The sequence below is a fragment of the Winogradskyella sp. 266wxhm genome (genome assembly GCF_058964685.1).
On record NZ_CM179559.1, the window covers coordinates 1048842 to 1072623 of the forward strand.

The window sequence follows — 23782 nt, forward strand, 5'->3', positions numbered from 1 at the left end:
AATATTATAAAAACAATACTGTACCAATCTCATAAAAAAGACAACATAGGAAAATTATCTAGAATCTGAACATCATATAAAATAAAATTCAAAATATTGATATTCAGCATTTTAAATAAAACAAAACAGTATTGGGTTTAGATTAAAAGAATCATATCCTTAAAAAAGGCTTAGCTAATAACTAATTTAGAACTTCTAAAAGAATGTCTATAATCATAATGAGTCAATTAAATAAATATAGTAAAACAGTAACACAAGATCCAACGCAACCAGCAGCACAAGCAATGTTGCACGCTATAGGATTAACCAAAGAAGATTTTTATAAACCCATTATAGGTATTGCAAGTACAGGTTACGAAGGTAATCCATGTAACATGCATTTAAATGACTTAGCAAAACTCGCTAAGCAAGGCACAAAAAATCAAGATGTTGTAGGCTTAATTTTTAATACCATTGGTGTAAGTGACGGAATTTCTATGGGTACACCAGGTATGCGGTATTCCTTACCATCACGAGATATTATTGCCGACTCTATGGAAACCGTTGTGCAAGCTATGAGCTACGACGGACTAATAACCGTTGTTGGTTGTGACAAAAATATGCCAGGCGCATTAATGGCAATGATACGTTTAGATAGACCAAGTATTTTGGTCTATGGCGGAACTATTGATTCTGGTTGCCATAACGGAAAAAAACTAGATGTCGTTTCTGCTTTCGAAGCTTGGGGAAGCAAAGTCGCTGGTACTATGAATGAAAGCGAATATCAAAATATAGTTGAAAAAGCTTGTCCTGGCGCTGGTGCTTGTGGCGGAATGTACACAGCAAATACTATGGCGTCAGCAATTGAAGCTTTAGGAATGACCTTGCCCTTTAACTCATCAAATCCAGCAACTGGCGAAGAGAAAAAACAAGAAGCCATAAAAGCTGGCGAAGCGATGAGATTGTTAATCGAAAAAGATATTAAACCAAGTGATATCATTACTCGCAAATCTTTAGAAAACGCTATTCGTTTGGTGACTATTTTAGGAGGATCGACCAATGCAGTGCTTCATTTTTTAGCAATTGCTCGTGCGGCGAATATAGATTTCACTTTAAAAGATTTTCAAAATATCAGTGATAATACACCTTTTTTAGCCGATTTAAAACCTAGCGGAAAATACCTAATGGAAGATGTACACGCAGTTGGTGGTATTCCTGCAGTTTTAAAATATCTATTGAAAAAAGGCTTAATCCATGGTGATTGTTTAACCGTAACAGGAAAAACACTAGCCGAAAATTTATTAGATCTTAATGATTTAACCGAAGGTCAAGATGTGATAAAACCCATCGAAGAACCAATTAAAATCTCTGGTCACTTGCGCATGTTGTATGGCAATTTAGCTGAAGATGGAAGTGTTGCAAAAATCACAGGAAAAGAAGGATTACGCTTTCGCGGAAAAGCAAAAGTATTTGAAGGTGAATACGCAGCAAACGATGGTATCAGAGATGGTAAAGTAGAAAAAGGTGATGTAGTTGTCATTAGATACGAAGGACCAAAAGGTGGACCAGGAATGCCAGAAATGCTTAAACCAACTGCAGCTATTATGGGTGCAGGTTTAGGTAAAGACGTAGCATTAATTACAGACGGACGTTTCTCTGGTGGAACACACGGTTTTGTGGTTGGTCACATCACACCAGAAGCTCAAGATGGTGGTACAATCGCATTAGTCAAAGATGGCGATTTTATCACAATAGATGCTGAAACCAATACTATTCAACTTGAAGTTTCAGAAGAAGAATTATCACAAAGAAAACAATCATGGAAAGCACCAGAATTAAAATTTAATCGTGGTGTCCTTTATAAATATGCTAAAACAGTGTCATCTGCATCCAAAGGTTGCGTAACCGACGAGTTTTAACAAATTCCTGCGCAGGCAGGAATCTAAAAGTAATGAGCATAAAATAAATGTTTTAAAAAAATTATAAAACTCAAGTGTTGCTTGAGAAAATATAAAATTAAAAGGTAGGATGAGATTCTTGCCTGCACAGGAATTTATGGAAACAAAAACTATAAAAAACAACGAGCAATCTACTTCAAAAACTATTCGTATTTCGGGTAGCGAAGCGGTTGTTCGAAGCTTAATAGCAGAAGGCGTAGATGTGCTTTACGGTTATCCTGGTGGCGCAATTATGCCAGTTTATGACGAGTTGTATAAATTTCAAAATGAAATTCATCACGTCTTAACACGTCATGAGCAAGGTGCAACTCATGCCGCGCAAGGTTACGCGCGTATTTCTGGTAAAGTTGGTGTTGCTATGGCAACTTCTGGTCCTGGCGCAACTAACCTAATCACGGGTATTGCTGATGCGCAAATAGATAGCACGCCAATGGTTTGTATCACTGGTCAAGTTGGCTCGCATTTATTAGGTAGCGATGCGTTTCAAGAAACCGATATTGTTGGTATTTCAACACCTGTTACTAAATGGAATCATCAAGTGACAAAAGCTTCAGAAATTCCTAAAGTGATTGCTAAAGCATTTTACATTGCAAAAAGTGGTCGTCCTGGTCCAGTTTTAATAGATATTACCAAGGATGCGCAGTTTGAAGAATTCGATTTTAAATATGAAAAATGTACAGGAATTAGAAGCTACAAACCAATTCCTGAAACCAATCCAAACACTTTACAAGCTGCTGCAGATCTAATAAATAATGCTAAAAAACCATTAGTAGTTTGGGGACAAGGTGTGATTTTAGGTGAAGCTGAAGCTGAATTTAAAGCGATTATCGAAAAAGCTGGTTTACCATCGGCTTGGACTATTTTAGGTGCTTCGGCAATTCCTTCAACGCATCCATTAAATGTCGGCATGGTTGGTATGCACGGTAATTATGCACCAAATGTTTTAACTAACGAGTGTGATGTTTTAATCGCAATCGGAATGCGTTTTGATGATCGTGTCACAGGAAATTTAGCAACCTACGCTAAACAAGCTAAAGTGATTCATTTTGAAATTGATCCAGCAGAAGTTGATAAAAACGTAAAAACAGATGTTGCGGTTTTAGGGAATTCAAAAGAGACTTTGGCGGCAATTCTTCCGCTTTTAAAAGAAAATTTGCATACAGAATGGCATCAAAGATTTAAAGATTTACATAAAGTTGAATATGATAAAGTCATAAAAGACGATTTGCATCCTACAAAAGATGGTTTAACCATGGGCGAAGTGCTTAAAGAGATTAATGCACAGACCAAAGGTGAAGCTGCAATAGTTAGTGATGTTGGTCAGCACCAAATGATCGCCTGTCGTTATGCCGATTTTAACGTCTCTAAAAGTAACATTACGTCTGGCGGTTTAGGAACAATGGGATTTGCTTTACCAGCTGCAATTGGTGCAAAAATGGGCGCACCAGAACGAGACGTGGTGATGATTGCTGGTGATGGTGGTTATCAAATGACAATCCAAGAGCTTGGAACCATTTTTCAAACCAAAGTACCAGTAAAAATTGTGGTGTTAAACAACAATTTTTTAGGTATGGTAAGACAGTGGCAACAACTATTTTTTGATAAGCGTTATGCGTCCACAGAAATTGAAAATCCGGACTTTGTAGCAATAGCTAAAGGCTATCATATTAATGCTAAAAGCGTGTCTAAACGAAAAGATTTAGCCGATGCAGTAAAAGAAATGATGGAAACTGAAGGCCCATATTTCTTAGAAGTTATGGTTGAAAAAGAGGATAATGTATTCCCGATGATACCAACAGGCGCAAGTGTTTCAGACGTAAGATTAGAGTAATTATGAGTGAAAATAAATTATATACCGTTTCTATATATACCGAAAATAATATTGGGTTATTAAACCGTATTTCGGCAATATTTCAACGTAGACATATCAATATTGAAAGTATCAATTCTTCAATTTCAGAAATTGAAAATGTCTCTAAATGGACTATTGTGGTGAAGTTAACCGAAGACCAAATGAAAAAAATTATTGGTCAAATTGAAAAACAGGTTGAGGTGATTAAAGCCTATTATCACACAGAGGAAGAAACCATTTATCAAGAATCATGTCTATTCAAAATCAAATCAGATTTATTGTTTGAAGAGCGACAAATTAAAAATATTATTAAAGAAAGTAACGCTAGAATTGTCACTGTAAATAAAGAGTTTTTTGTGCTTGAAAAATCAGGAAGACGTAGCGAAATAGAATTATTACACAGAGAATTAAGTGCTTTTGGAATTTTACAATTTACCCGTTCTGGGCGAATTGCAGTCACCAAAACACCAATGGAAATAACTAAAATGCTAGAGGCATTTAATTACTAAAAAAACAAATAAATTAAAATAGGAACTAAATGATTTAAGAAGAATTTTTAGGCTTTATTTAGTCAATTCTCTTTCGTCTATGTTCTATTTTCTAAATCAAAAAAAATGGCAAATTATTTTAACACATTACCATTAAGAAAACAATTAGAACAATTAGGAAAATGCAGATTTATGGAAGCTTCAGAATTTGAAGATGGTGTAGCTGTATTAAAAGATAAAAAAATAGTCATTGTAGGTTGTGGTGCTCAAGGATTAAACCAAGGATTAAACATGAGAGATTCTGGTTTAGATATTTCTTACGCCTTACGTCAGCAAGCAATTGATGAAAAACGTGCATCGTTCAAAAATGCAAATGAAAACGGATTTAATGTCGGGACTTACGAAGATTTAATTCCAACAGCAGATTTGGTGTTAAACTTAACACCAGATAAGCAACATACCGATGTAGTAAATCAAGTGATGCCTTTAATGAAAAAAGGTGCTACGTTAAGCTACTCACATGGGTTTAATATAGTTGAAGAAGGTACACAAATCCGTAAAGATATTACGGTAATTATGGTCGCGCCAAAATGTCCAGGAACTGAAGTACGTGAGGAATACAAACGTGGTTTTGGTGTGCCAACATTAATTGCTGTACATCCAGAAAACGATCCAGAAAATAAAGGTTGGGCACAAGCAAAAGCCTACGCAGTTGCAACTGGTGGAGATAGAGCAGGCGTTTTAGAATCATCTTTTGTGGCAGAGGTGAAATCTGATTTAATGGGTGAGCAAACCATTTTATGTGGCTTGTTGCAAACAGGAGCAATTTTGTCTTTTGACAAAATGGTTGCTGAAGGAATTGACGCTGGTTATGCAGCAAAATTAATTCAGTTTGGCTGGGAAACTATTACTGAAGCTTTAAAACATGGTGGAATTACAAACATGATGGACAGATTGTCAAATCCTTCAAAAATTAAAGCATTTGAATTATCTGAAGAATTAAAAACCATCATGCGTCCGTTATTCGAAAAACATATGGATGATATCATTTCTGGTCATTTCTCTAAAACTATGATGGAAGATTGGGCAAATGATGATGTTAATCTATTAAAATGGCGAGCTGCTACTGGCGAAACTACTTTTGAAAAAACCGAATTAACTTCAAATCACATCACAGAACAAGAGTATTTTGATCATGGTGTGTTGTTAGTCGCATTCGTGAAATCTGGTGTAGAACTTGCTTTTGAAACTATGGTTAGCGCAGGAATAATCGAAGATTCTGCTTACTATGAATCGTTACACGAGCTGCCATTAATAGCAAATACCATTGCGCGTAAAAAGTTATTTGAAATGAATCGCGTCATTTCTGATACTGCAGAATATGGTTGCTATTTATTTGATCACGCATGCAAACCGTTATTAGCAGATTTTATGAAAACGGTAGATACTTCAGTAATAGGAAAGTCATTTTCAACAAAAACAGGTGTCGATAATATCGAATTAATAAAAGTGAATGACGCTATTAGAAATCATCCAATTGAAACCGTAGGTAAACGTCTTCGTGCTGCAATGACCGCAATGAAAGTGATAAAAACCGAAGAAGCTAAAACCCAAGATTCTGTCCTAGCCTAATGGAAACACACACCACATACAAACCATCTTTAAAATCTGTAGAACAAGCAGCAAAACGACTTGAAGGTATTGCTTCTGTAACACCGCTCATTAATAACATGCAACATTCAAAGCAATTTGATTGTAACATCATGTTTAAAAGAGAGGATTTACAGCAAGTAAGATCATACAAAATCAGAGGAGCCTATAATAAAATAGCTTCTTTGACAGATACAGAAATTGAAAATGGCATTGTATGTGCCAGTGCTGGTAACCATGCTCAAGGTGTCGCCTTATCATGTAAACTTTTGAAAATTAAAGGCACTATATTTATGCCCTCACCAACACCTAACCAAAAAATAGAACAGGTAAAAATGTTTGGTGAGGACTATATAGATGTCATTTTAGTTGGCGATAGTTTTGACGATGCTTACCATGCCGCCATGAAGCAATGTGAGGAATTGAGCAAAACATTTATTCATCCATTTAATGACGAAAAAGTTATAGAAGGGCAAGCTACTGTTGGGTTAGAAATTATTGACCAAGCAAAAGAACACCCTATTCATTATGTATTTGTCCCAATTGGTGGTGGTGGACTTTCCGCTGGATTATCTTCAGTTTTCAAAGAACTTTCTCCTCAAACTAAAATTATTGGTGTAGAACCAAAAGGAGCACCTTCAATGTCTACTTCAATAAAAAACAACAGAAATACAGAACTTAATCACATAGAAAATTTTGTTGATGGTGCTGCCGTAAAACGTGTTGGCGATTTAACTTTTGAAATCTGTAAAGAAACGCTTCATGATGTTATTACTGTTGATGAAGGTAAAATTTGCCAAACTATATTAGAATTATATAACAAAGAAGCCATTGTTGTAGAACCTGCTGGAGCGTTGAGTATCGCTGCTTTGGATATTTATGCGAATGAAATCAAAGATAAAAATGTAGTTTGCGTAATTAGTGGAAGCAATAATGATATCACGCGTACCGCAGAAATAAAAGAACGTGCACTACTCTACTCTAACCTAAAACATTATTTTATTGTAAAGTTTCCACAGCGTGCTGGAGCTTTAAAAGAATTTGTAGTTGAAATTTTAGGCCCTAACGATGATATCGCTCATTTTGAATACACTAAAAAATCTAACAGAGATACAGGTTCGGCAGTTGTCGGCATCGAGTTGAAATCACCTGATGATTTAGAGCCCTTGATCACAAAAATGAAGCTTCATAATTTTTATGGTGATTATCTGAATAACAAACCAGACTTGTTTCAGTTTTTAGTATAATTTTTGAATTTTAAATAGTTAGAATAAAATATTTTGAATAATTCATAAATTTTAGCCAAAAACAAAACTTTTTAAACCTTCATATTTATTTAATTTATAGTTTAGCACTATGAAAACTTTTAAAAATAAAAATAGGGAATTCACACCCACACGCTCAATACTTCGTGAGCGACGTTGCTAATACTTTTTTAATCAAGTTAATAAGCAACATTATTTTTATTTTTTATAAATTGAAGAACCCTTTACACATATTATTTTTTAAACATTCAGTTATTAGTTTTAATAACCTTGTTTTTGTACGCCGACGCTTTAACCGTCGCCCGTAAGGGTATGTTCTTTTATTTCAGGAATTAGGTGCGTCCATTTCCACTTTCAACCATATTATTTTCAATTAAAAATTTAAAAACACAACAATGAATATTGTTATTGCTAATAAATCGCATAGTGTTTATGCAGAAACTATTTGTGAAACTATTGCCGAAGCTGCAAAAGTTAGAGGTACAGGTATTGCAAAACGAAAGCCAGAATATATCATTACCAAAATGGAAAATGGTAATGCTGTCATTGCTTTAGATGGTGATAAATTTGCGGGTTTTTGTTATATCGAAAAATGGAGTCATGGAAAATTTGTAGCCAATTCTGGATTAATCGTACATCCTGACTACAGAAATATAGGATTAGCTAAACAAATTAAGCTTAAGATTTTTGAACATTCTCGCACTAAGTTCCCAGATGCAAAAGTATTTAGTATTACCACAGGTTTAGCGGTAATGAAAATGAATAGCGAACTAGGCTACAAACCCGTAACATTTTCTGAGTTAACAGACGATCAAACCTTTTGGGATGGCTGTCAAACCTGTAAAAACTATGATGTTTTACAACGCACTGAACAAAAAATGTGTCTTTGTACAGGTATGCTGTACGACCCTTCAAAGGAAGAGAAAAAAGGTCACGAGCATAAATTTGACAAAAAAGTGTGGACACGACTAAAAAACATCAAACAAACTAGATTTCTAAAAAAAGAGAAAAATGAAAAATAAAGGCAAATTAGTTATTGCTTATAGTGGCGGACTAGATACTTCATATTGCGCTGTAAGTCTTTCAAAAGCTGGACATGATGTACATGCCGTTAGTGTGAATACTGGTGGATTTACAAAAGAGGAAATCAGTAAAATAGAATCTAACGCCTATAAAATGGGTGTTTCAACTTATAAAAATATAGATGCTGTTGCTTCGTATTATAGTAAAGTGATTAAGTATTTAATTTTTGGTAATGTCCTAAAAAACAACACTTATCCTTTATCTGTAAGTGCAGAGCGTATTATTCAAGCAATCGAAATTATTGAATACGCCAAAAGTATAGATGCTAAATACATCGCTCACGGTAGTACTGGCGCAGGTAATGACCAAGTGCGTTTTGATATGATTTTTCAAACTTTAGCACCAGAAATCGAAATTATCACACCAATTAGAGATCAAAAATTAACCAGACAGGAAGAAATCGATTATCTCAAAGAAAATGATATTGATATGTCTTGGGAAAAAGCAAAATACTCAGTTAACAAAGGACTTTGGGGAACAAGCGTTGGCGGATCAGAAACCTTAACTTCCGACAAACCTTTACCAAGCGAAGCCTATCCTTCACAATTAAAACATTCAGACCCAGAAAAAGTCTCGTTAACCTTTTTAAAAGGTGAATTGATTGCTGTAAACGGAATCGAAAACAGTCCAGAAGTCAATATTGAAGTCTTAAACACTTTAGCATCAGCCTATGCTATTGGACGCGATATTCATGTTGGCGATACTATTGTTGGGATAAAAGGTCGTGTTGGTTTTGAAGCTGCTGCTGCCTTAATCATCATAAAAGCACACCATTTATTAGAAAAACATGTGTTAACCAAATGGCAATTACAGCATAAAGATTATTTGTCGAATTTCTATGGAATGCATTTGCACGAAGGACAATATTTAGATCCTGTAATGCGAAACATGGAAGCCTTCTTAGAAAGTAGTCAAGATAAAGTTTCTGGTGATGTTGTAGTCACTTTAAAACCATACCATTTCACATTAGACGGCATTTCTTCAAAACATGATTTAATGAGTGCGAAGTTTGGAAGTTACGGTGAAGAAAACAAAGGTTGGACTGCTGAAGAGGCTAAAGGGTTTATCAAAATCTTTGGTAATCAAAATAAAATCTATCAACAAGTAAATCAAGATTCATGATTAAAGCAGGAATAATTGGTGGTGCAGGATACACGGCTGGCGAATTGATTAGAATTTTTATCAATCATCCTGAAGTGAATATAGATTTTGTATACAGCACATCCAATACAGGTAACACTATTGGTAAAGTACATCAAGATTTAATTGGTGAAGATTTAGAATTTTCTAATAAAATCAACCCTGAAGTTGATGTGCTATTTTTGTGTTTAGGTCACGGAAATTCAAAAGCAATCTTAAGTGAAAACGATTTTTCAACCAAAACCAAAATAATCGATCTAAGCAACGATTTTAGACTTGAAAACGATAAAATTTTCAATGGAAAAACATTCGTTTACGGTTTACCTGAATTAAATAAATCAGACATAAAACAAGCGGATTATATTGCTAATCCTGGTTGTTTTGCAACAGCTATTCAATTGGCATTATTGCCACTAGCAAACGCAAAATTATTGCTTGAAGATGTGCATGTTAATGCAGTTACAGGTGCTACTGGCGCAGGTACATCGCTTTCTGCAACAACACACTTTACATGGCGTGATAACAATTTTTCATATTACAAACCTTTCACACATCAGCATTTGGGTGAAATCAATCAGTCGGTAAAACTGTTACAAGATAATTTCAATTCGCAAATTAATTTTATGCCAAATCGTGGTGATTTTTCTCGTGGAATTTTCGCAACGCTTTACACCAAATTTGATGGTAGTTTAGAAAATGCCAAACAATTGTTTAGTGACTATTATAAAGACGCAAAATTCACATTGATTTCAGATGAAAACATTCATTTAAAACAAGTAGTTAATACCAATAATTGCATACTTCATTTACATAAACACGAAGATAAATTATTGGTGACGAGCATTATTGATAATTTACTAAAAGGCGCATCAGGACAAGCCGTACAAAACATGAATTTAATGTTTGGGTTTGAAGAAACTGCAAGTTTAAAATTAAAAGCGAGTTATTTTTAAAAAGTATGAGTGAGTACTATACACCACCAACTAAACACTAATTACTAAACAAATGAAAATAGCAATCATAGGAACAGGGAACTTAGGAAAGTCCATCGCAAAAGGTTTAATCACCAACAATGCGATTACCACCTTGTATTTAACGAAACGAAATGTGGATAGTGTATCTGAATTTGATGGTTATAAAAATGTGACCATTACAGATGATAACGTTTTGGCTGTACAACAATCAGATATTCTAATTTTTGCAGTGCAACCATCACACTTCGAAGCAATTTTAAGCGATGTAAAAACATATTTAACGGAAAAGCATGTCATCATTTCAACTATAACAGGCTTTACGATTCCAAAGATTGAAGCTCAAGTTGGCACAGACCAATTCATTATTCGTGCTATGCCAAATACTGCGATTGCTGTTGGTAAATCTATGACCTGTTTGTGTAGCAATTCACACGGCGAAAAACGTATTAAAATTGCACAAGCTATTTTTAATCGTTTAGGACATTCGTTAGTGATTCCAGAAACACAAATGCAAGCCGCAACAGTAGTTTGCGCTAGCGGAATTGCCTTTTGGATGCGTTTGATTAGAGCAACAACACAAGCGGCAATTCAATTGGGATTTGACTCAAAAGAAGCCCAAGAATTAGCAATGTACACTTGTGAAGGAGCAGCTAATTTGCTTATCACAAATGGTGATCATCCAGAAGAAGAAATTGATCGTGTTACTACACCAAAAGGGTGCACCATTGAAGGCTTAAATGAGATGGAACACAAAGGGTTGAGCTCATCTTTAATTCAAGGTATGGTCGCATCGTTCAATAAAATTAACAATATTAAAAAAGAACAAATATGAGTCTTTTCAACGTTTATCCACTTTTTGATATTACACCTATAAAGGCAAAAGACGTCTATGTTTACGACGAAAATAATGTGGAATATCTAGACTTATATGGCGGACATGCTGTGATTTCTATTGGGCATTCGCATCCAAAATATGTGTCAGCAATTTCTAATCAAGTTTCAAAATTAGGCTTCTATAGTAATGCCATTCAAAACCCTTTGCAAGTCGCTTTAGCAGATAAATTAGAAAACCTTTCAGGCTGCAAAGATTATCAATTGTTTTTGTGTAATTCTGGTGCAGAGGCGAATGAAAATGCCTTAAAATTGGCGTCATTTCACAACGGAAAAAGTAAAGTTTTAGCTTTTAAAAATTCATTTCATGGTCGTACATCTGCAGCAGTTGCAGCAACTGATAATCCTAAAATTGTGGCGCCAATAAATGCACAACAAGAGGTTGATTTTGTAGAGTTAGGCGATTTAATTTCAGTTGAAAACATTCTAAAGTCAAATCAAACTTGCGCAGCAATTATCGAGTGTATTCAAGGTGTTGGCGGATTGGACGAAAGTACTACCGAATTTTATCAAGGTTTAGAAAGATTATGCAAACAATACAACACAATTTTAATAGCGGACGAAGTACAATCTGGTTTTGGTAGAACTGGCGATTTTTTTGCTTTTCAAAAACACAATATTACGCCAGATATTATTTCTATCGCAAAAGGTATGGGTAACGGTTTTCCTATTGGTGGTATTTTAATTCATCCAAACATCAAACCTAGCTTTGGTTTGTTAGGTACAACCTTTGGAGGTAATCATTTGGCTTGTGCAGCTTCATTATCAGTTTTAGAAGTTTTAGAGGAAGAAAAACTACTTGAAAATGCTAAACAAGTTTCAGAATATTTTATTCAGAAAACTAAAGAATTACCAAGTTTGAAAAGTATTAAAGGTCGTGGATTAATGTTAGGATTAGAATTTGATTTTCCTGTTTCAGAATTAAGAAAACAACTCATACATAAACATCATATGTTTACAGGAAGTGCTAACAATCCTAATTTAATCAGAATTTTACCGCCTTTAACCATTCAGAAAAAACATATTGATGTTTTTTTTGAGGCATTGAAAAATGAATTAAAATAATGAATAAATACACCGAAATAAAAGACATTTCTAACCTAAACGAAACTATAAAGGAAGCTATTTTATTAAAAATGAATCCTTTTGAATTTCAAGATTTAGGAAGACATAAAACCTTGGTGATGTTGTTTTTCAATGCCAGTTTACGTACTAGATTAAGTACCGAAAAAGCAGCAAAGAATTTAGGAATGGATGTGATGGTTTTAAACGTTAATGACGCTTGGCAGTTAGAGTTTGAAGACGGAACCGTTATGAATACCAATACATCAGAACACGTTAAAGAAGCAGCTCAAGTCATTTCGCAGTACGCAGACATTATTGCGGTTAGAGCCTTTCCAACCTTAACGGATAAAGCCAAAGACCAAAGCGAATATATTTTAAAAAGCTTTGAAAAATATGCTACAGTACCAATCGTTAATATGGAAAGTGCGACAGCGCATCCATTGCAGGCGTTGGCAGATGCGATTACCATTGCCGAATTGGTAGAAAAACCAAAGCCAAAAGTCGTGTTGTCTTGGGCGCCACATCCTAGAGCATTACCGCAAGCAGTGGCAAATTCGTTTGTAGAAATGATGCAAAATTTAGAGGTTGATTTTACAATAACTCATCCTGAAGGTTACGAGTTAGATAAAAATATCACTAAAGAAACACCAATAAATTACAACCAAAAAGAGGCTTTAAAAGATGCTGATTTTGTGTATGTGAAAAACTGGAGCAATTTTAATGACTACGGAAAAGTCTTAAATCAAGATGAAAATTGGATGATGACAAAAGACAAGTTAGGCAACGCCAAATTTATGCATTGCTTACCAGTAAGACGAAATGTTGTTGTAGAAGAAGCTGTTTTGGATGGTGAAAATTCAGCTGTGATAAAACAGGCTAACAATAGAACTTATGCAGCTCAAATTGTGTTGAAGCAGATTTTAGAAGGATTAAAATGAAAGCACTAAAAATCATAAAAATAGGCGGAAATATTATTGATGATGAAGTTGCTCTACAATCGTTTTTAAAAGATTTTTCTACGATTGAAGAACCTAAACTATTGGTGCACGGTGGAGGAAAATTGGCAACAAAACTTGCGAATCAAATGCAAGTTAAGGTTAAAATGATTGATGGTAGACGCATCACAGATGCTGAAACTTTAGACATTATAACTATGGTTTATGCTGGTAAAATTAATAAGCATATTGTGGCAAACCTTCAAGCTAATAACTGTGATGCTATTGGGTTTTCTGGTGCAGATGGCAATACAATTGTATCAGACAAAAGACCTGTAAAAAATATTGATTACGGTTTTGTTGGTGATGTAAAACAAGTAAATATAAAAAGTTTAGAATTACTCTTAAATAATAGTATCACGCCTGTATTTTGTGCTATTACACATGATAAAAACGGACAATTGTTAAACACCAACGCAGATACAATTGCTTCGGAATTGGCTATAGCATTATCTCAAATTTTCAAAACAGAATTGTATTACTGCTTTGAAAAAAACGGTGTTTTAAAAGATGTTAATGATGATCATTCAGTGATTGAATCAATAACTTCAGAAAACGTTCAGCAATTGATAGATAATCAAATTATATCAGAAGGTATGCTACCTAAAATTAATAATTGCATGCGTGCGGTCAATAGTAATGTCCAAAAAGTATGTATAGGTAAACCAGAAATGCTTTTCGATAAAAAATCAATCTACACAACCATTTCAAAATGATATCAACGTTAACAGAACAAGCCATTTCGTTGTTAAAACAACTGATAGAAACATCATCGTTTTCATCCGAAGAAGACCAAACCGCACAACATATTGAGCAATGGTTTCAGCTTCAAAATATACCATATAAACGCACAATGAATAACGTTTGGGCTATCAATAAACATTTTGATGAGACCAAACCAACGTTGCTTTTAAATTCGCATCACGATACGGTAAAACCAAATAATGGTTACACTAAAGATCCGTTTAAAGCGATTGTTGAAGATGGAAAATTGTATGGTTTGGGAAGTAACGATGCTGGTGGTTGTCTAGTGAGTTTACTATCAACTTTCGCCTATTTTTATGATAAAGACAACCTAAATTATAATCTGGTTATGGTTGCTTCTGCTGAAGAAGAAAGCAGTGGTGACAATGGTTTGAATAGCATGCTTAATATAATTCCAAAAATTGATGTGGCTATTGTTGGCGAACCAACCTTGATGCATTTGGCAGTAGCCGAAAAAGGTTTGGTAGTGTTTGATGCTGTAGTAAAAGGCACACCAAGTCATGCAGCACATCCTAATGACAACAATGCAATTTACAATACGATTTCAGTATTGGAATGGTTCAAAAATTATGAGTTTACAAAAACATCCAAAACTTTAGGTGAGGTGAAAATGACAGTAACGCAAATCAATGCAGGTAAACAGCACAATGCTGTTCCTGCAAATGTTGATTTGGTAGTAGATGTTCGTGTGAACGATAAATATTCCAATCAAGATATTGTAGATATTTTACAAAAAGAAGCGCCTTGCGATAGTATCATTCCGCGAAGCACAAAACTGAATTCGTCGTCCATTCCAATCGATCATCCTTTGGTAAAAGCTGGTATTGAAATAGGAAGAAACACTTACGGTTCTCCAACCTTATCAGACCAAGCAGTGTTAAGTTGTCCGTCGTTAAAATTAGGACCTGGAGATAGTACACGATCACACAGTGCAGACGAGTTTATTTACATCAATGAGATTGAAGAAGGCATAAAGATTTATATTGAATTGTTAGAGAAAGTATTATAATGTCTGGTCGAGCGCAGTCGAGACCTAATCAACCTCTCGACTACGCTCGAGGAGACAAAAGTTTAATTAAAAAGAAAGCAGAGATTCCTGCTTTCGCAGGAATAAATTATGAAACTCTGGGATAAAGGCATAAGCATAGACAAAAAAATAGAACAATTTACGGTTGGAAATGATCGTGAAATTGATTTGCATATCGCAAAGTACGATGTTCAAGCCTCATTAGCACATGCTAAAATGTTGCAAACGATAGGCATTTTAACGACTGAAGAATTACAACAATTAGAAAAAGGACTTCAAGATTTAGCATCACAAATTGAAAACGGAACATTTACCATAGACAATCAATTTGAAGATGTACATTCAAAAATTGAATTTGAACTCACTAAAACCTATGGTGATGTTGGGAAAAAAATCCATACAGCGCGATCAAGAAATGATCAGGTTTTGGTGGCCTTACAACTATTTTACAAAGCCGAGTTAATCAACATAAAATCTAAAACAAGAGTTTTTTTTGAAACGCTTTTAGAGTTAGCTGAAATACATAAAAAAGTATTAATTCCAGGTTACACACATTTACAAGTCGCCATGCCATCATCTTTTGGGTTGTGGTTTTCAGCCTATGCAGAAGTCTTAATTGACGATGTGTATTTGTTAGATGCAGCGTTAAAAACCGTTGATCAAAATCCGCTTGGTTCTGCAGCTGGCTATGGAAGTTCATTCGCAATTGACAGACAATTAACTACAGAACTTTTAGAGTTTTCAACTTTGAAATACAACGTCGTTGCTGCACAAATGAGTAGAGGAAAAAGTGAACGTACTATTGCATTAGCATTAGGTAGTTTAGCTAATACATTGGCGCGATTTGCTATGGATATTTGCCTGTATATGAGTCAGAATTTTGGCTTTATAAGTTTTCCGGATGAGTTAACTACAGGAAGTAGCATTATGCCTCACAAAAAAAATCCTGATGTTTTCGAGTTGATTAGAGGAAAGAGCAATAAAATTCAAGCCTTGCAGCACGAAATGGTATTGATTACCAATAACCTACCTAGTGGTTATCACAGAGATTATCAATTATTAAAAGAAAATATGATTTCAGCCATTATGGATATGCAGGATATTCTCGAAATTTTCAACTATTCTATTAAACAAGTAGAGGTAAAATCTATCGACTTAAATGATGAGAAATATCAATATTTATTTACCGTAGATAACATTAACAGATTGGTTGAAAGTGGCATGAGTTTTAGAGAAGCTTATCAAAAAATTGGTAGTGATGTACAAAATGGAACCTATAAACCAGACACCTCAAAACAGCATACGCATATTGGGAGTATTGGTAATTTGTGTCTGAACAAGATAAAAGAGAAGTTTCCGAAATAGAATGTAACAATTTTATATTTCATTTGACTTATATTTTAAGACATTACCATAAAATTTGACCACTAAACTTCATAGCAAATTCTCTATTAGACATGTTATTATTGAACCAACAATAATTATTCTACTTGTATGCTTTTTATCTACAGTCATCACCTTTGCTTCTATAAATATGGTAGATGAAAAAACATCTATATTGATGACACCAATATGGACGATAGTTATTTTTCTATTACTTTTATTTTGGTCATTTAGATATTATTTAAAGACATTTAAACAATATATATTCTTTGACAAAGGACTAGAAGTAAAAAATATTTTTGGAAAAAAATTTTATTCTTGGCAATCTGTTCAAGAAATTTCTATAATTGAAACTGAGTTTGAAAAAATCTTGTGGCAATATTTACAAGAAGATGCTTTGTGTATTAGGTTAAAAAATGGAACGACCTTAACACTTTATTCAAAGTATTATTCAAACATGCCTAAAATCAGACAGTTACTCAATTCTAAAAATCAATTAAACATCATTAACTCATATAATGAACTAAGGGCCAGAACTAATAAAATTCACTTTAATAAAAAGACATTTAAAGGCATTTTTATTTTATCATTTGATGGCATATTTGCTTTATTTATAATTTCTATATTCGGAATTGCTTTATTAATAAAATGGGAGTCTATAACAACTATAGGTTTTTTATTTTTTTGGGGTTTCCCTGTATTTATACTATTTATCCTTGGATTAAAATCTTATTATTTCCAACTAAACCAAAACTACCTAATTGTTAAAAACAATATTTTTCTTAACCTTAAAAAAAGAATTAATCTTGAAAAAGTGAAGGTGATATACTTTGAGCAAAAGCTCAAAAAAGAACCTTCAATTAGAATTATAGATGAAAACTATAACATTAAATCATTTCAAGGCGCTTCATTAAAAAATAAACACTGGAAATCATTAATCCTAAATCTCAAAAACAAAGGAATTGTAATCGTTGATTATATGTTTTATGAATATAATGAATAGCCAATCCTATTTCAACATAATGCTTTGTATCGTTACACTCTAGGCAAATCTAATCCATCTTTTAAAGGCAAATTAGATTCTCCCATTAAATAAGTATCAACATGATGTGCCGCTTGGCGTCCTTCAGAAATTGCCCAAACAATCAAGGATTGCCCTCTACGCATATCACCAGCAGCAAAAATTCCTGAAACATTTGTCGCGTAATCTTTAGTCGAAGCTTCAATATTTGTTCTAAAGTCCATTTTTAACCCAAATTGTTCAGCTAATGTCTTCTCAGAACCTGTAAAACCAAGTGCCAATAAAGCTAATTCACAATCCCAAGTTTTTTCAGTACCTGGTATTTCTTTTAATTGCGGTCGCTCACCTTCTTTAAACAGCCACTCCACCTCAACAGTTTTTAAGCCTTTCAGATTGCCTTTTTTATCACCGATAAATTCTTTGGTTGAAATACTAAAAAACCGTTCTACACCTTCTTGATGCGAAGAAGTCGTCTTTAACTTCATTGGCCAATATGGCCATGGTTGATGCGCTGGACGACCTTCTGGTGGTTTACTCAAAATTTCGAAATTGGTAACTGATTTTGCTCCATGACGATTAGATGTACCTATACAATCGCTTCCTGTATCACCACCTCCAATAACAATAACATTTTTACCTTCAGCTGAAATAATATTTTCAAAATCCACGACTCCGTCAACATATTCATTGTTGAGTTTTAGAAATTCCATCGCCTGATGCACACCTTTTAAATCTGCACCTGGAATCGGGATATGGCGTCTCACAGTCGCTCCTCCACAGAGTAAGATAGCGTCGAATTCTTCTTTCAATTTTGAAGCGTCGATATCTATGCCTACATGTGCATTAGTTTTAAAAATGATACCTTCCTCTTCTAAAACTTTGACGCGTCTGTCTATTATATGTTTTTCCATTTTAAAATCTGGAATTCCATAACGTAACAAGCCACCGACTTTATTATCGCGCTCATAAACCACAACATAATGTCCCGCTCTATTCAATTGTTGTGCAGCAGCCAAACCAGCAGGTCCAGAACCTATAACAGCAACCGTTTTCTTGGTTCTTACTTTAGGAGGTTGTGCCGTAATCCACCCTTCTTTGAAAGCCGTTTCAACAATATTTTTTTCAATATTTTCTATAGTTACTGGGTCTTCATTAATACCCAAAACACACGCTTCTTCGCATGGAGCTGGACACAACCTTCCAGTAAATTCCGGAAAATTGTTTGTTTTGTGTAATATCTTCGCTGCTTCTTTCCAATTGCCTTTGTAAACATTATCATTAAAATCGGGAATTAAATTACCCAACGGACAACCACTGTGACAAAAAGGAATACCACAATCCATGCATCGTGCACCTTGGTGTTTAAGCTCTGATTCCTCTAATGGAATGGTGAACTCTTTATAGTTTTTTATACGCTTTTTTGGCGCTTCGTAAGTTTCATTCTGACGCTCGTATTCTAAAAATCCTGTAATCTTTCCCATGTCTTACGCTATTTGTAATTTTTCGTTTTCTAATCGTATTAAAGCCTGTCTGTATTCCTCCGGAAGTACTTTTTTGAATTTTGGCAGATAGGTTTCCCAATTTTCAAGAATTCGTTTTGCCAAAGGACTGTTTGTAGCTTCAAAATGATTTTGAATTAAGCCTTGTAATTGTTCACTATCATCACCTTTTAAAATGATGTAATCTATATTTAAATCTTCACCATTACAGTTTTGTTTGAAGGTGTTATTTTCATCTAAAACATAAGCAATTCCACCACTCATACCTGCTCCGAAATTCCGTCCTACTTCACCTAGAATGACTGCAACTCCACCTGTCATATACTCGCAACCATGGTCTCCAATACCTTCAACCACAGCTTTGGCTCCTGAATTTCTCACACAGAAACGCTCACCTGCTTTTCCGTTGATGTAAACTTCACCTGAAGTAGCACCATAAAGCGTTACGTTTCCTGTGATGATATTATCTTCTGGAACAATTGTACTTTGCTCTGGAACTCTAATAATCAGCTTTCCACCCGAAAGTCCTTTACCCAAATAATCATTGGTATTTCCATGAACCGTAAATCGTAAACCTTTAGTAGCGAATGCGCCAAAACTCTGACCTGCCGAACCATAGAAGTCAATATTTATCGTATCATTTGGAAGGCCATCTGCACCATAAATTTTTGAAATTTCATTACTAACAATAGCACCTACAGCCCTATCAATATTAGTGATAGGCATTTCTAAAGCTGTTTTTTGTTTTCTGAACAAAGCTTGATGGGCTTGTTTTATAATCTGAAAATCTAGATGGCTTTCTAAATGATGATCCTGCGTCGTTGTATTATAGAGTTTTGTTCCTTCAGGCACATCGATTTTATGTAAAATCGGAGTTAAGTCAACCCCAGAAGCCTTGTAATGTTCAATCGCTTTATTTCTATTAAGCTTATGAACCTGACCTACCATTTCATTAACCGTTTTAAATCCTAAAGAGGCCATGATTTCTCGTAATTCTTGTGCCACGAAATACATATAATTCACCACATGCTCTGGCTTACCTTTGAATTTTTTGCGCAGTTCAGGATTTTGAGTCGCAATACCAACAGGACAAGTATTTAAATGGCAAACTCGCATCATAATACATCCTGAAGCCACCAATGGTGCTGTTGCAAAACCAAATTCTTCAGCTCCAAGCAAACATGCAATAGCGACATCTCTACCCGTTTTTAATTGCCCATCGCATTCCAAAACAATACGGTTTCTTAAGTCATTCATCACCAAAGTTTGTTGCGCTTCAGCAATACCTAATTCCCAAGGTAGACCTGCGTGTTTCAACGATGTTAGAGGCGAGGCACCTGTACCACCATCAAAACCTGAAATTAAAACAACATCAGCTTTTGCCTTAGCAACACCTGCAGCAACGGTCCCAACACCAACTTCCGAAACTAATTTCACATTAATCCTTGCATCTCTGTTTGCTGATTTTGCATCGTAAATTAATTGTGATAAATCTTCAATGGAATAAATATCGTGATGTGGAGGTGGAGAAATAAGTCCAACATAAGGTGTAGAATTTCTTGTTTTAGCAATTTCGCGATTTACTTTAGGACCTGGTAACTGACCTCCTTCACCAGGCTTCGCACCTTGAGCTATTTTAATTTGAATCTCGCTCGCATTAGTCAAATAATTTGAAGTCACACCAAAACGACCTGACGCGATTTGCTTGATCGCTGAATTTTTCCAATCACCTTGTGAACTTTTATAAAAACGCTCTTGATCTTCGCCTCCTTCTCCAGAATTACTCTTCCCAGCAATTCTATTCATGGCAACGGCTAAGTTTTCATGCGCTTCTTTACTAATTGAACCATATGACATCGCTCCTGTTTTGAAACGCTTCACGATTTCTGTCCAAGGCTCTACTTCATCTAGAGGAATCGGGTCATATTGATCAAATTCAAAAAGGCCTCTAATAGTCATCAAACTTTTAGATTGGTTATTCACCAACTCAGAATATTCTTTATAAGTTGTAGCCTTATTTGTTCTTACAGCTTCCTGAAGTTTAGCAACGGTTAAAGGATTAAACATGTGCTTTTCTTGTCCTCTTCTCCATCTGTAATCTCCACCAATTTCAATGTCAGCTTGGTCATCATTAGGCTGAAAAGCTTTTCTGTGACGTTTTACAATTTCCTGTTCTATCTCTCTTAATCCAATACCTTGAATTCGGGTTGGAGTATTTGGAAAATATTTGTCCACAGTCTGTGTATTGATACCAATACATTCAAACAATTGCGACCCACGATATGAGTTTAAGGTAGAAATTCCAATCTTATTCATCACCTTAAGAATACCCTTACCTATAGCTTTGTTATAATTTTTAATAGCTTCTAAATATTCCAACTCAGAAATTTCACCTGCATCAACTTGCTCTTGAACAATTTCGTTAACGATATAAGGATTTACAGCACTTGCTCCAAAACCAAATAATAGTGCAAAATGATGCACTTCACGTGGTTCGGCAGATTCAATAATTAAACTGATTTTCGAGCGTTTTTTTAGTTTGTGTAACGCATGATTCACATAAGAACAAGCTAAAAGTGCTGGAATTGGAGCATGGTTTTCATCAACATAGCGGTCTGAAAGAATAATAATATTTGCACCATTATCAATAGCTTTTGATGCTTTAGACATAAGATTTTCTAGAGCTACTTCAAGTTCATTTAATCCTCTATTAACTTCGTATAGTATTGAAATCGATTCAACTTTAAAGTTAGGATTTGTATCATAATTTCTGATTTTATCTAAATCGTGTTTAGAAATTACAGGATTTTGAATCTTAAGTTTTCTACAATGCTCAGGACTAATATCAAAAAGGTTAACATCACTACCTAACGTTAAGCTGATATCAGTAATCAACTCCTCACGAATACCATCTAAAGGTGGATTGGTAACTTGAGCAAATATTTGCTTGAAATAGTTATATACCAACTGCGGACGCTCTGACAATACAGCTATTGGAGTATCACTTCCCATAGAACCAATCGGCTCCTTACCATTTTGAGCCATTGGTTTTATAATGGTATTTAAATCTTCTCTTGTATAACCAAAAACTATTTTTCGTTTTTTTAGCTCAATTTCATCGTACTTAATTGGACCACGTTTAGCAGAAATACTTTTTAGATGTACTAAATTATCGTTTAGCCATTTTCTGTAAGGATGTTTTGCTGCAATTTCTTCTTTAATCTCTTCATCATTAACGATTCGTCCTTCATTCATATTAACCAAAAACATTTTACCTGGCTCTAAACGCCCATGAAAGCTTACATTTTCAGGCTTGATATCTACAACACCTGTTTCTGAAGACATCACCACATTTCCGTTTTTGGTAACCGTATATCTCGAAGGTCGTAAACCATTTCTGTCTAGCACTGCTCCAATGTAATTTCCATCTGTAAAAGGAATTGAAGCTGGCCCATCCCACGGTTCCATCAGACAAGAATTATATTCGTAAAATGCTTTTTTTGCATCAGACATATCAGGGTTTTTCTCCCATGCTTCTGGCACTAACATCATCATAACTTCTGGTAATGAGCGACCTGTCATAAGCAACAACTCTACTACCATATCTAAGGTTGCCGAATCCGATTTTCCTTTTAAAATTGTCGGAATAATCTTTTTAATATCATCCCCAAAAAGTGGACTCTCCATTATCTCTTCACGAGAAAACATACGCGACACATTTCCTCTCAAGGTATTTATTTCACCATTATGACAGATGTATCTAAAAGGTTGCGCCAAATCCCAAGTTGGGAATGTATTAGTAGAAAAACGCTGATGCACGAGCGCTAGTCTGGTATCTAAATCCGTATCAAATAAATCTAAATAATATTCATTAATGTGTTCTGGCTTTAGTAAACCTTTGAAGATGATAATTTTAGTAGATAGACTCGGTACATAAAAAAATTGTGATTCAGATAATTTAGAATCATATATAGTATGCTCAGCTATTTTTCTAGCAGCATATAGTTTTAGCTTGAAATCAAAATCAGTTTGATTATCATCAGATTTTCCAATAAAAATTTGCTTGACAAATGGCTCTGTAGTTTTTGCAATCCTACCTAACACCTCACTATTTACAGGAACATCTCTCCAACCTAAAAGTTTTAAACCTTGCTTTTCAATTTCAGATTCAAAAACATTGATACAAAACTCCCTTTGATTACTCTTCCTTGGCAGAAAGACATTACTAACGGCATAATCACCTGGCTCTGGCAATTTAAAATCACAAGACTTTTCAAAAAACTTATGAGGAATATCAATTAAAATTCCCGCTCCATCTCCCGTTACACCATCTGCGCTTACCGCACCACGATGTTCCAACTTTTCAAGAATTTCTAATGCTTTATGTATAATATCATTAGAACGTTTTCCCGTTAAACTACATATAAATCCTGCGCCACAATTATCGTGCTCAAATTCTGGCAGATAAAGTCCTTGTTTCTTTAGCATCATCATCTATTTTTTGCTCTAAATTAAACCTGAGTGATTAACTAAGATAGGTGCTAATTTTTGATTTTGAAAAAAGTCAATTCACTTTTCATAAAATATCTAATAAGATGCCTTAGCAATAAAAAATTGCTAATAATTACAGGAAATAATGCAGAAATCACAACGACAAGACACACAAAGCTTAACTCAAAAATCTATTAATTTTAAAATAAATACACTTAAATGATATAAATAATGTATTTTTTGTGTTAAAAAAATA

Annotated in this window: 17 protein-coding genes; 15 read left to right on the plus strand and 2 right to left on the minus strand. The window is 34.6% G+C overall.

The features are described from left to right. Positions 1–218: 218 nt before the first annotated feature. The 15 genes from ilvD to AC2H4K_RS04860 all read left to right on the plus strand — a co-directional run bounded on the left by ilvD (position 219) and on the right by AC2H4K_RS04860 (position 17518). Positions 219–1898 (plus strand): dihydroxy-acid dehydratase, encoded by a 1680-nt coding sequence (gene ilvD, locus AC2H4K_RS04790; RefSeq protein ID WP_493743062.1) that lies wholly within the window; start codon positions 219–221, stop codon positions 1896–1898. Positions 1899–2034: 136 nt separating this feature from the next. Beyond that, the gene (ilvB, locus tag AC2H4K_RS04795) at positions 2035–3768 is read left to right on the plus strand and encodes a biosynthetic-type acetolactate synthase large subunit (RefSeq protein WP_493743063.1); all 1734 of its coding nucleotides are present in this window, start codon (positions 2035–2037) and stop codon (positions 3766–3768) included. 2 nt (positions 3769–3770) lie between these two features. Then, a complete protein-coding gene (gene ilvN / locus AC2H4K_RS04800) occupies positions 3771–4298 on the plus strand; it encodes an acetolactate synthase small subunit (RefSeq protein ID WP_493742934.1) in 528 nt (175 codons plus the stop codon). A 105-nt stretch (positions 4299–4403) separates the two neighbouring features. Beyond that, the gene (ilvC, locus tag AC2H4K_RS04805) at positions 4404–5909 is read left to right on the plus strand and encodes a ketol-acid reductoisomerase (protein ID WP_493742935.1); all 1506 of its coding nucleotides are present in this window, start codon (positions 4404–4406) and stop codon (positions 5907–5909) included. Further along, on the plus strand, positions 5909–7174 hold the full coding sequence (gene ilvA, locus AC2H4K_RS04810) for a threonine ammonia-lyase IlvA (protein ID WP_281138651.1): 1266 nt from the start codon (positions 5909–5911) through the stop codon (positions 7172–7174). Before ilvC ends, ilvA begins: the two co-directional genes overlap by 1 nt. 413 nt (positions 7175–7587) lie before the next feature. Next, complete coding sequence (locus AC2H4K_RS04815; RefSeq protein WP_281138652.1) at positions 7588–8214, plus strand: GNAT family N-acetyltransferase; 627 nt, start codon at positions 7588–7590, stop codon at positions 8212–8214. Then, positions 8204–9397, plus strand: coding sequence for an argininosuccinate synthase (locus AC2H4K_RS04820; protein ID WP_281138653.1), 1194 nt, complete (start codon positions 8204–8206; stop codon positions 9395–9397). The genes AC2H4K_RS04815 and AC2H4K_RS04820 overlap by 11 nt, the downstream gene beginning before the upstream one ends. Beyond that, the gene (gene argC, locus AC2H4K_RS04825) at positions 9394–10368 is read left to right on the plus strand and encodes an N-acetyl-gamma-glutamyl-phosphate reductase (protein ID WP_281138654.1); all 975 of its coding nucleotides are present in this window, start codon (positions 9394–9396) and stop codon (positions 10366–10368) included. The genes AC2H4K_RS04820 and argC overlap by 4 nt, the downstream gene beginning before the upstream one ends. Positions 10369–10420: 52 nt before the next feature. Then, positions 10421–11221 carry a pyrroline-5-carboxylate reductase gene (proC, locus tag AC2H4K_RS04830; protein WP_281138655.1) on the plus strand — a complete coding sequence of 267 codons (801 nt, stop codon included), beginning with the start codon at positions 10421–10423 and terminating at the stop codon, positions 11219–11221. Next, on the plus strand, positions 11218–12345 hold the full coding sequence (locus tag AC2H4K_RS04835; RefSeq protein WP_281138656.1) for an aspartate aminotransferase family protein: 1128 nt from the start codon (positions 11218–11220) through the stop codon (positions 12343–12345). The genes proC and AC2H4K_RS04835 overlap by 4 nt, the downstream gene beginning before the upstream one ends. After that, positions 12345–13283: a Rossmann-fold NAD(P)-binding domain-containing protein gene (locus AC2H4K_RS04840; protein WP_281138657.1), complete on the plus strand. Its 939-nt coding sequence runs from the start codon at positions 12345–12347 to the stop codon at positions 13281–13283. Before AC2H4K_RS04835 ends, AC2H4K_RS04840 begins: the two co-directional genes overlap by 1 nt. Beyond that, positions 13280–14056, plus strand: coding sequence for an acetylglutamate kinase (argB, locus tag AC2H4K_RS04845; protein WP_281138658.1), 777 nt, complete (start codon positions 13280–13282; stop codon positions 14054–14056). The genes AC2H4K_RS04840 and argB overlap by 4 nt, the downstream gene beginning before the upstream one ends. Then, positions 14053–15114, plus strand: a complete 1062-nt coding sequence (locus tag AC2H4K_RS04850) for a M20 family metallo-hydrolase (RefSeq protein ID WP_281138659.1) — start codon at positions 14053–14055, stop codon at positions 15112–15114. The genes argB and AC2H4K_RS04850 overlap by 4 nt, the downstream gene beginning before the upstream one ends. A gap of 108 nt (positions 15115–15222) precedes the next feature. Beyond that, positions 15223–16497, plus strand: a complete 1275-nt coding sequence (gene argH, locus AC2H4K_RS04855) for an argininosuccinate lyase (RefSeq protein ID WP_281138660.1) — start codon at positions 15223–15225, stop codon at positions 16495–16497. A gap of 55 nt (positions 16498–16552) precedes the next feature. Then, complete coding sequence (locus AC2H4K_RS04860) at positions 16553–17518, plus strand: hypothetical protein (protein ID WP_281138661.1); 966 nt, start codon at positions 16553–16555, stop codon at positions 17516–17518. 32 nt (positions 17519–17550) lie between these two features. On the opposite strand, the gene AC2H4K_RS04865 is transcribed toward AC2H4K_RS04860, so the two are convergent. Both AC2H4K_RS04865 and gltB read right to left on the minus strand, forming a co-directional pair. Further along, the gene (locus tag AC2H4K_RS04865; protein ID WP_281138662.1) at positions 17551–19017 is read right to left on the minus strand and encodes a glutamate synthase subunit beta; all 1467 of its coding nucleotides are present in this window, start codon (positions 19015–19017) and stop codon (positions 17551–17553) included. Between the two features lie 3 nt (positions 19018–19020). Continuing rightward, complete coding sequence (gene gltB / locus AC2H4K_RS04870) at positions 19021–23526, minus strand: glutamate synthase large subunit (protein WP_281138798.1); 4506 nt, start codon at positions 23524–23526, stop codon at positions 19021–19023. Between the last annotated feature and the right edge of the window lie 256 nt (positions 23527–23782).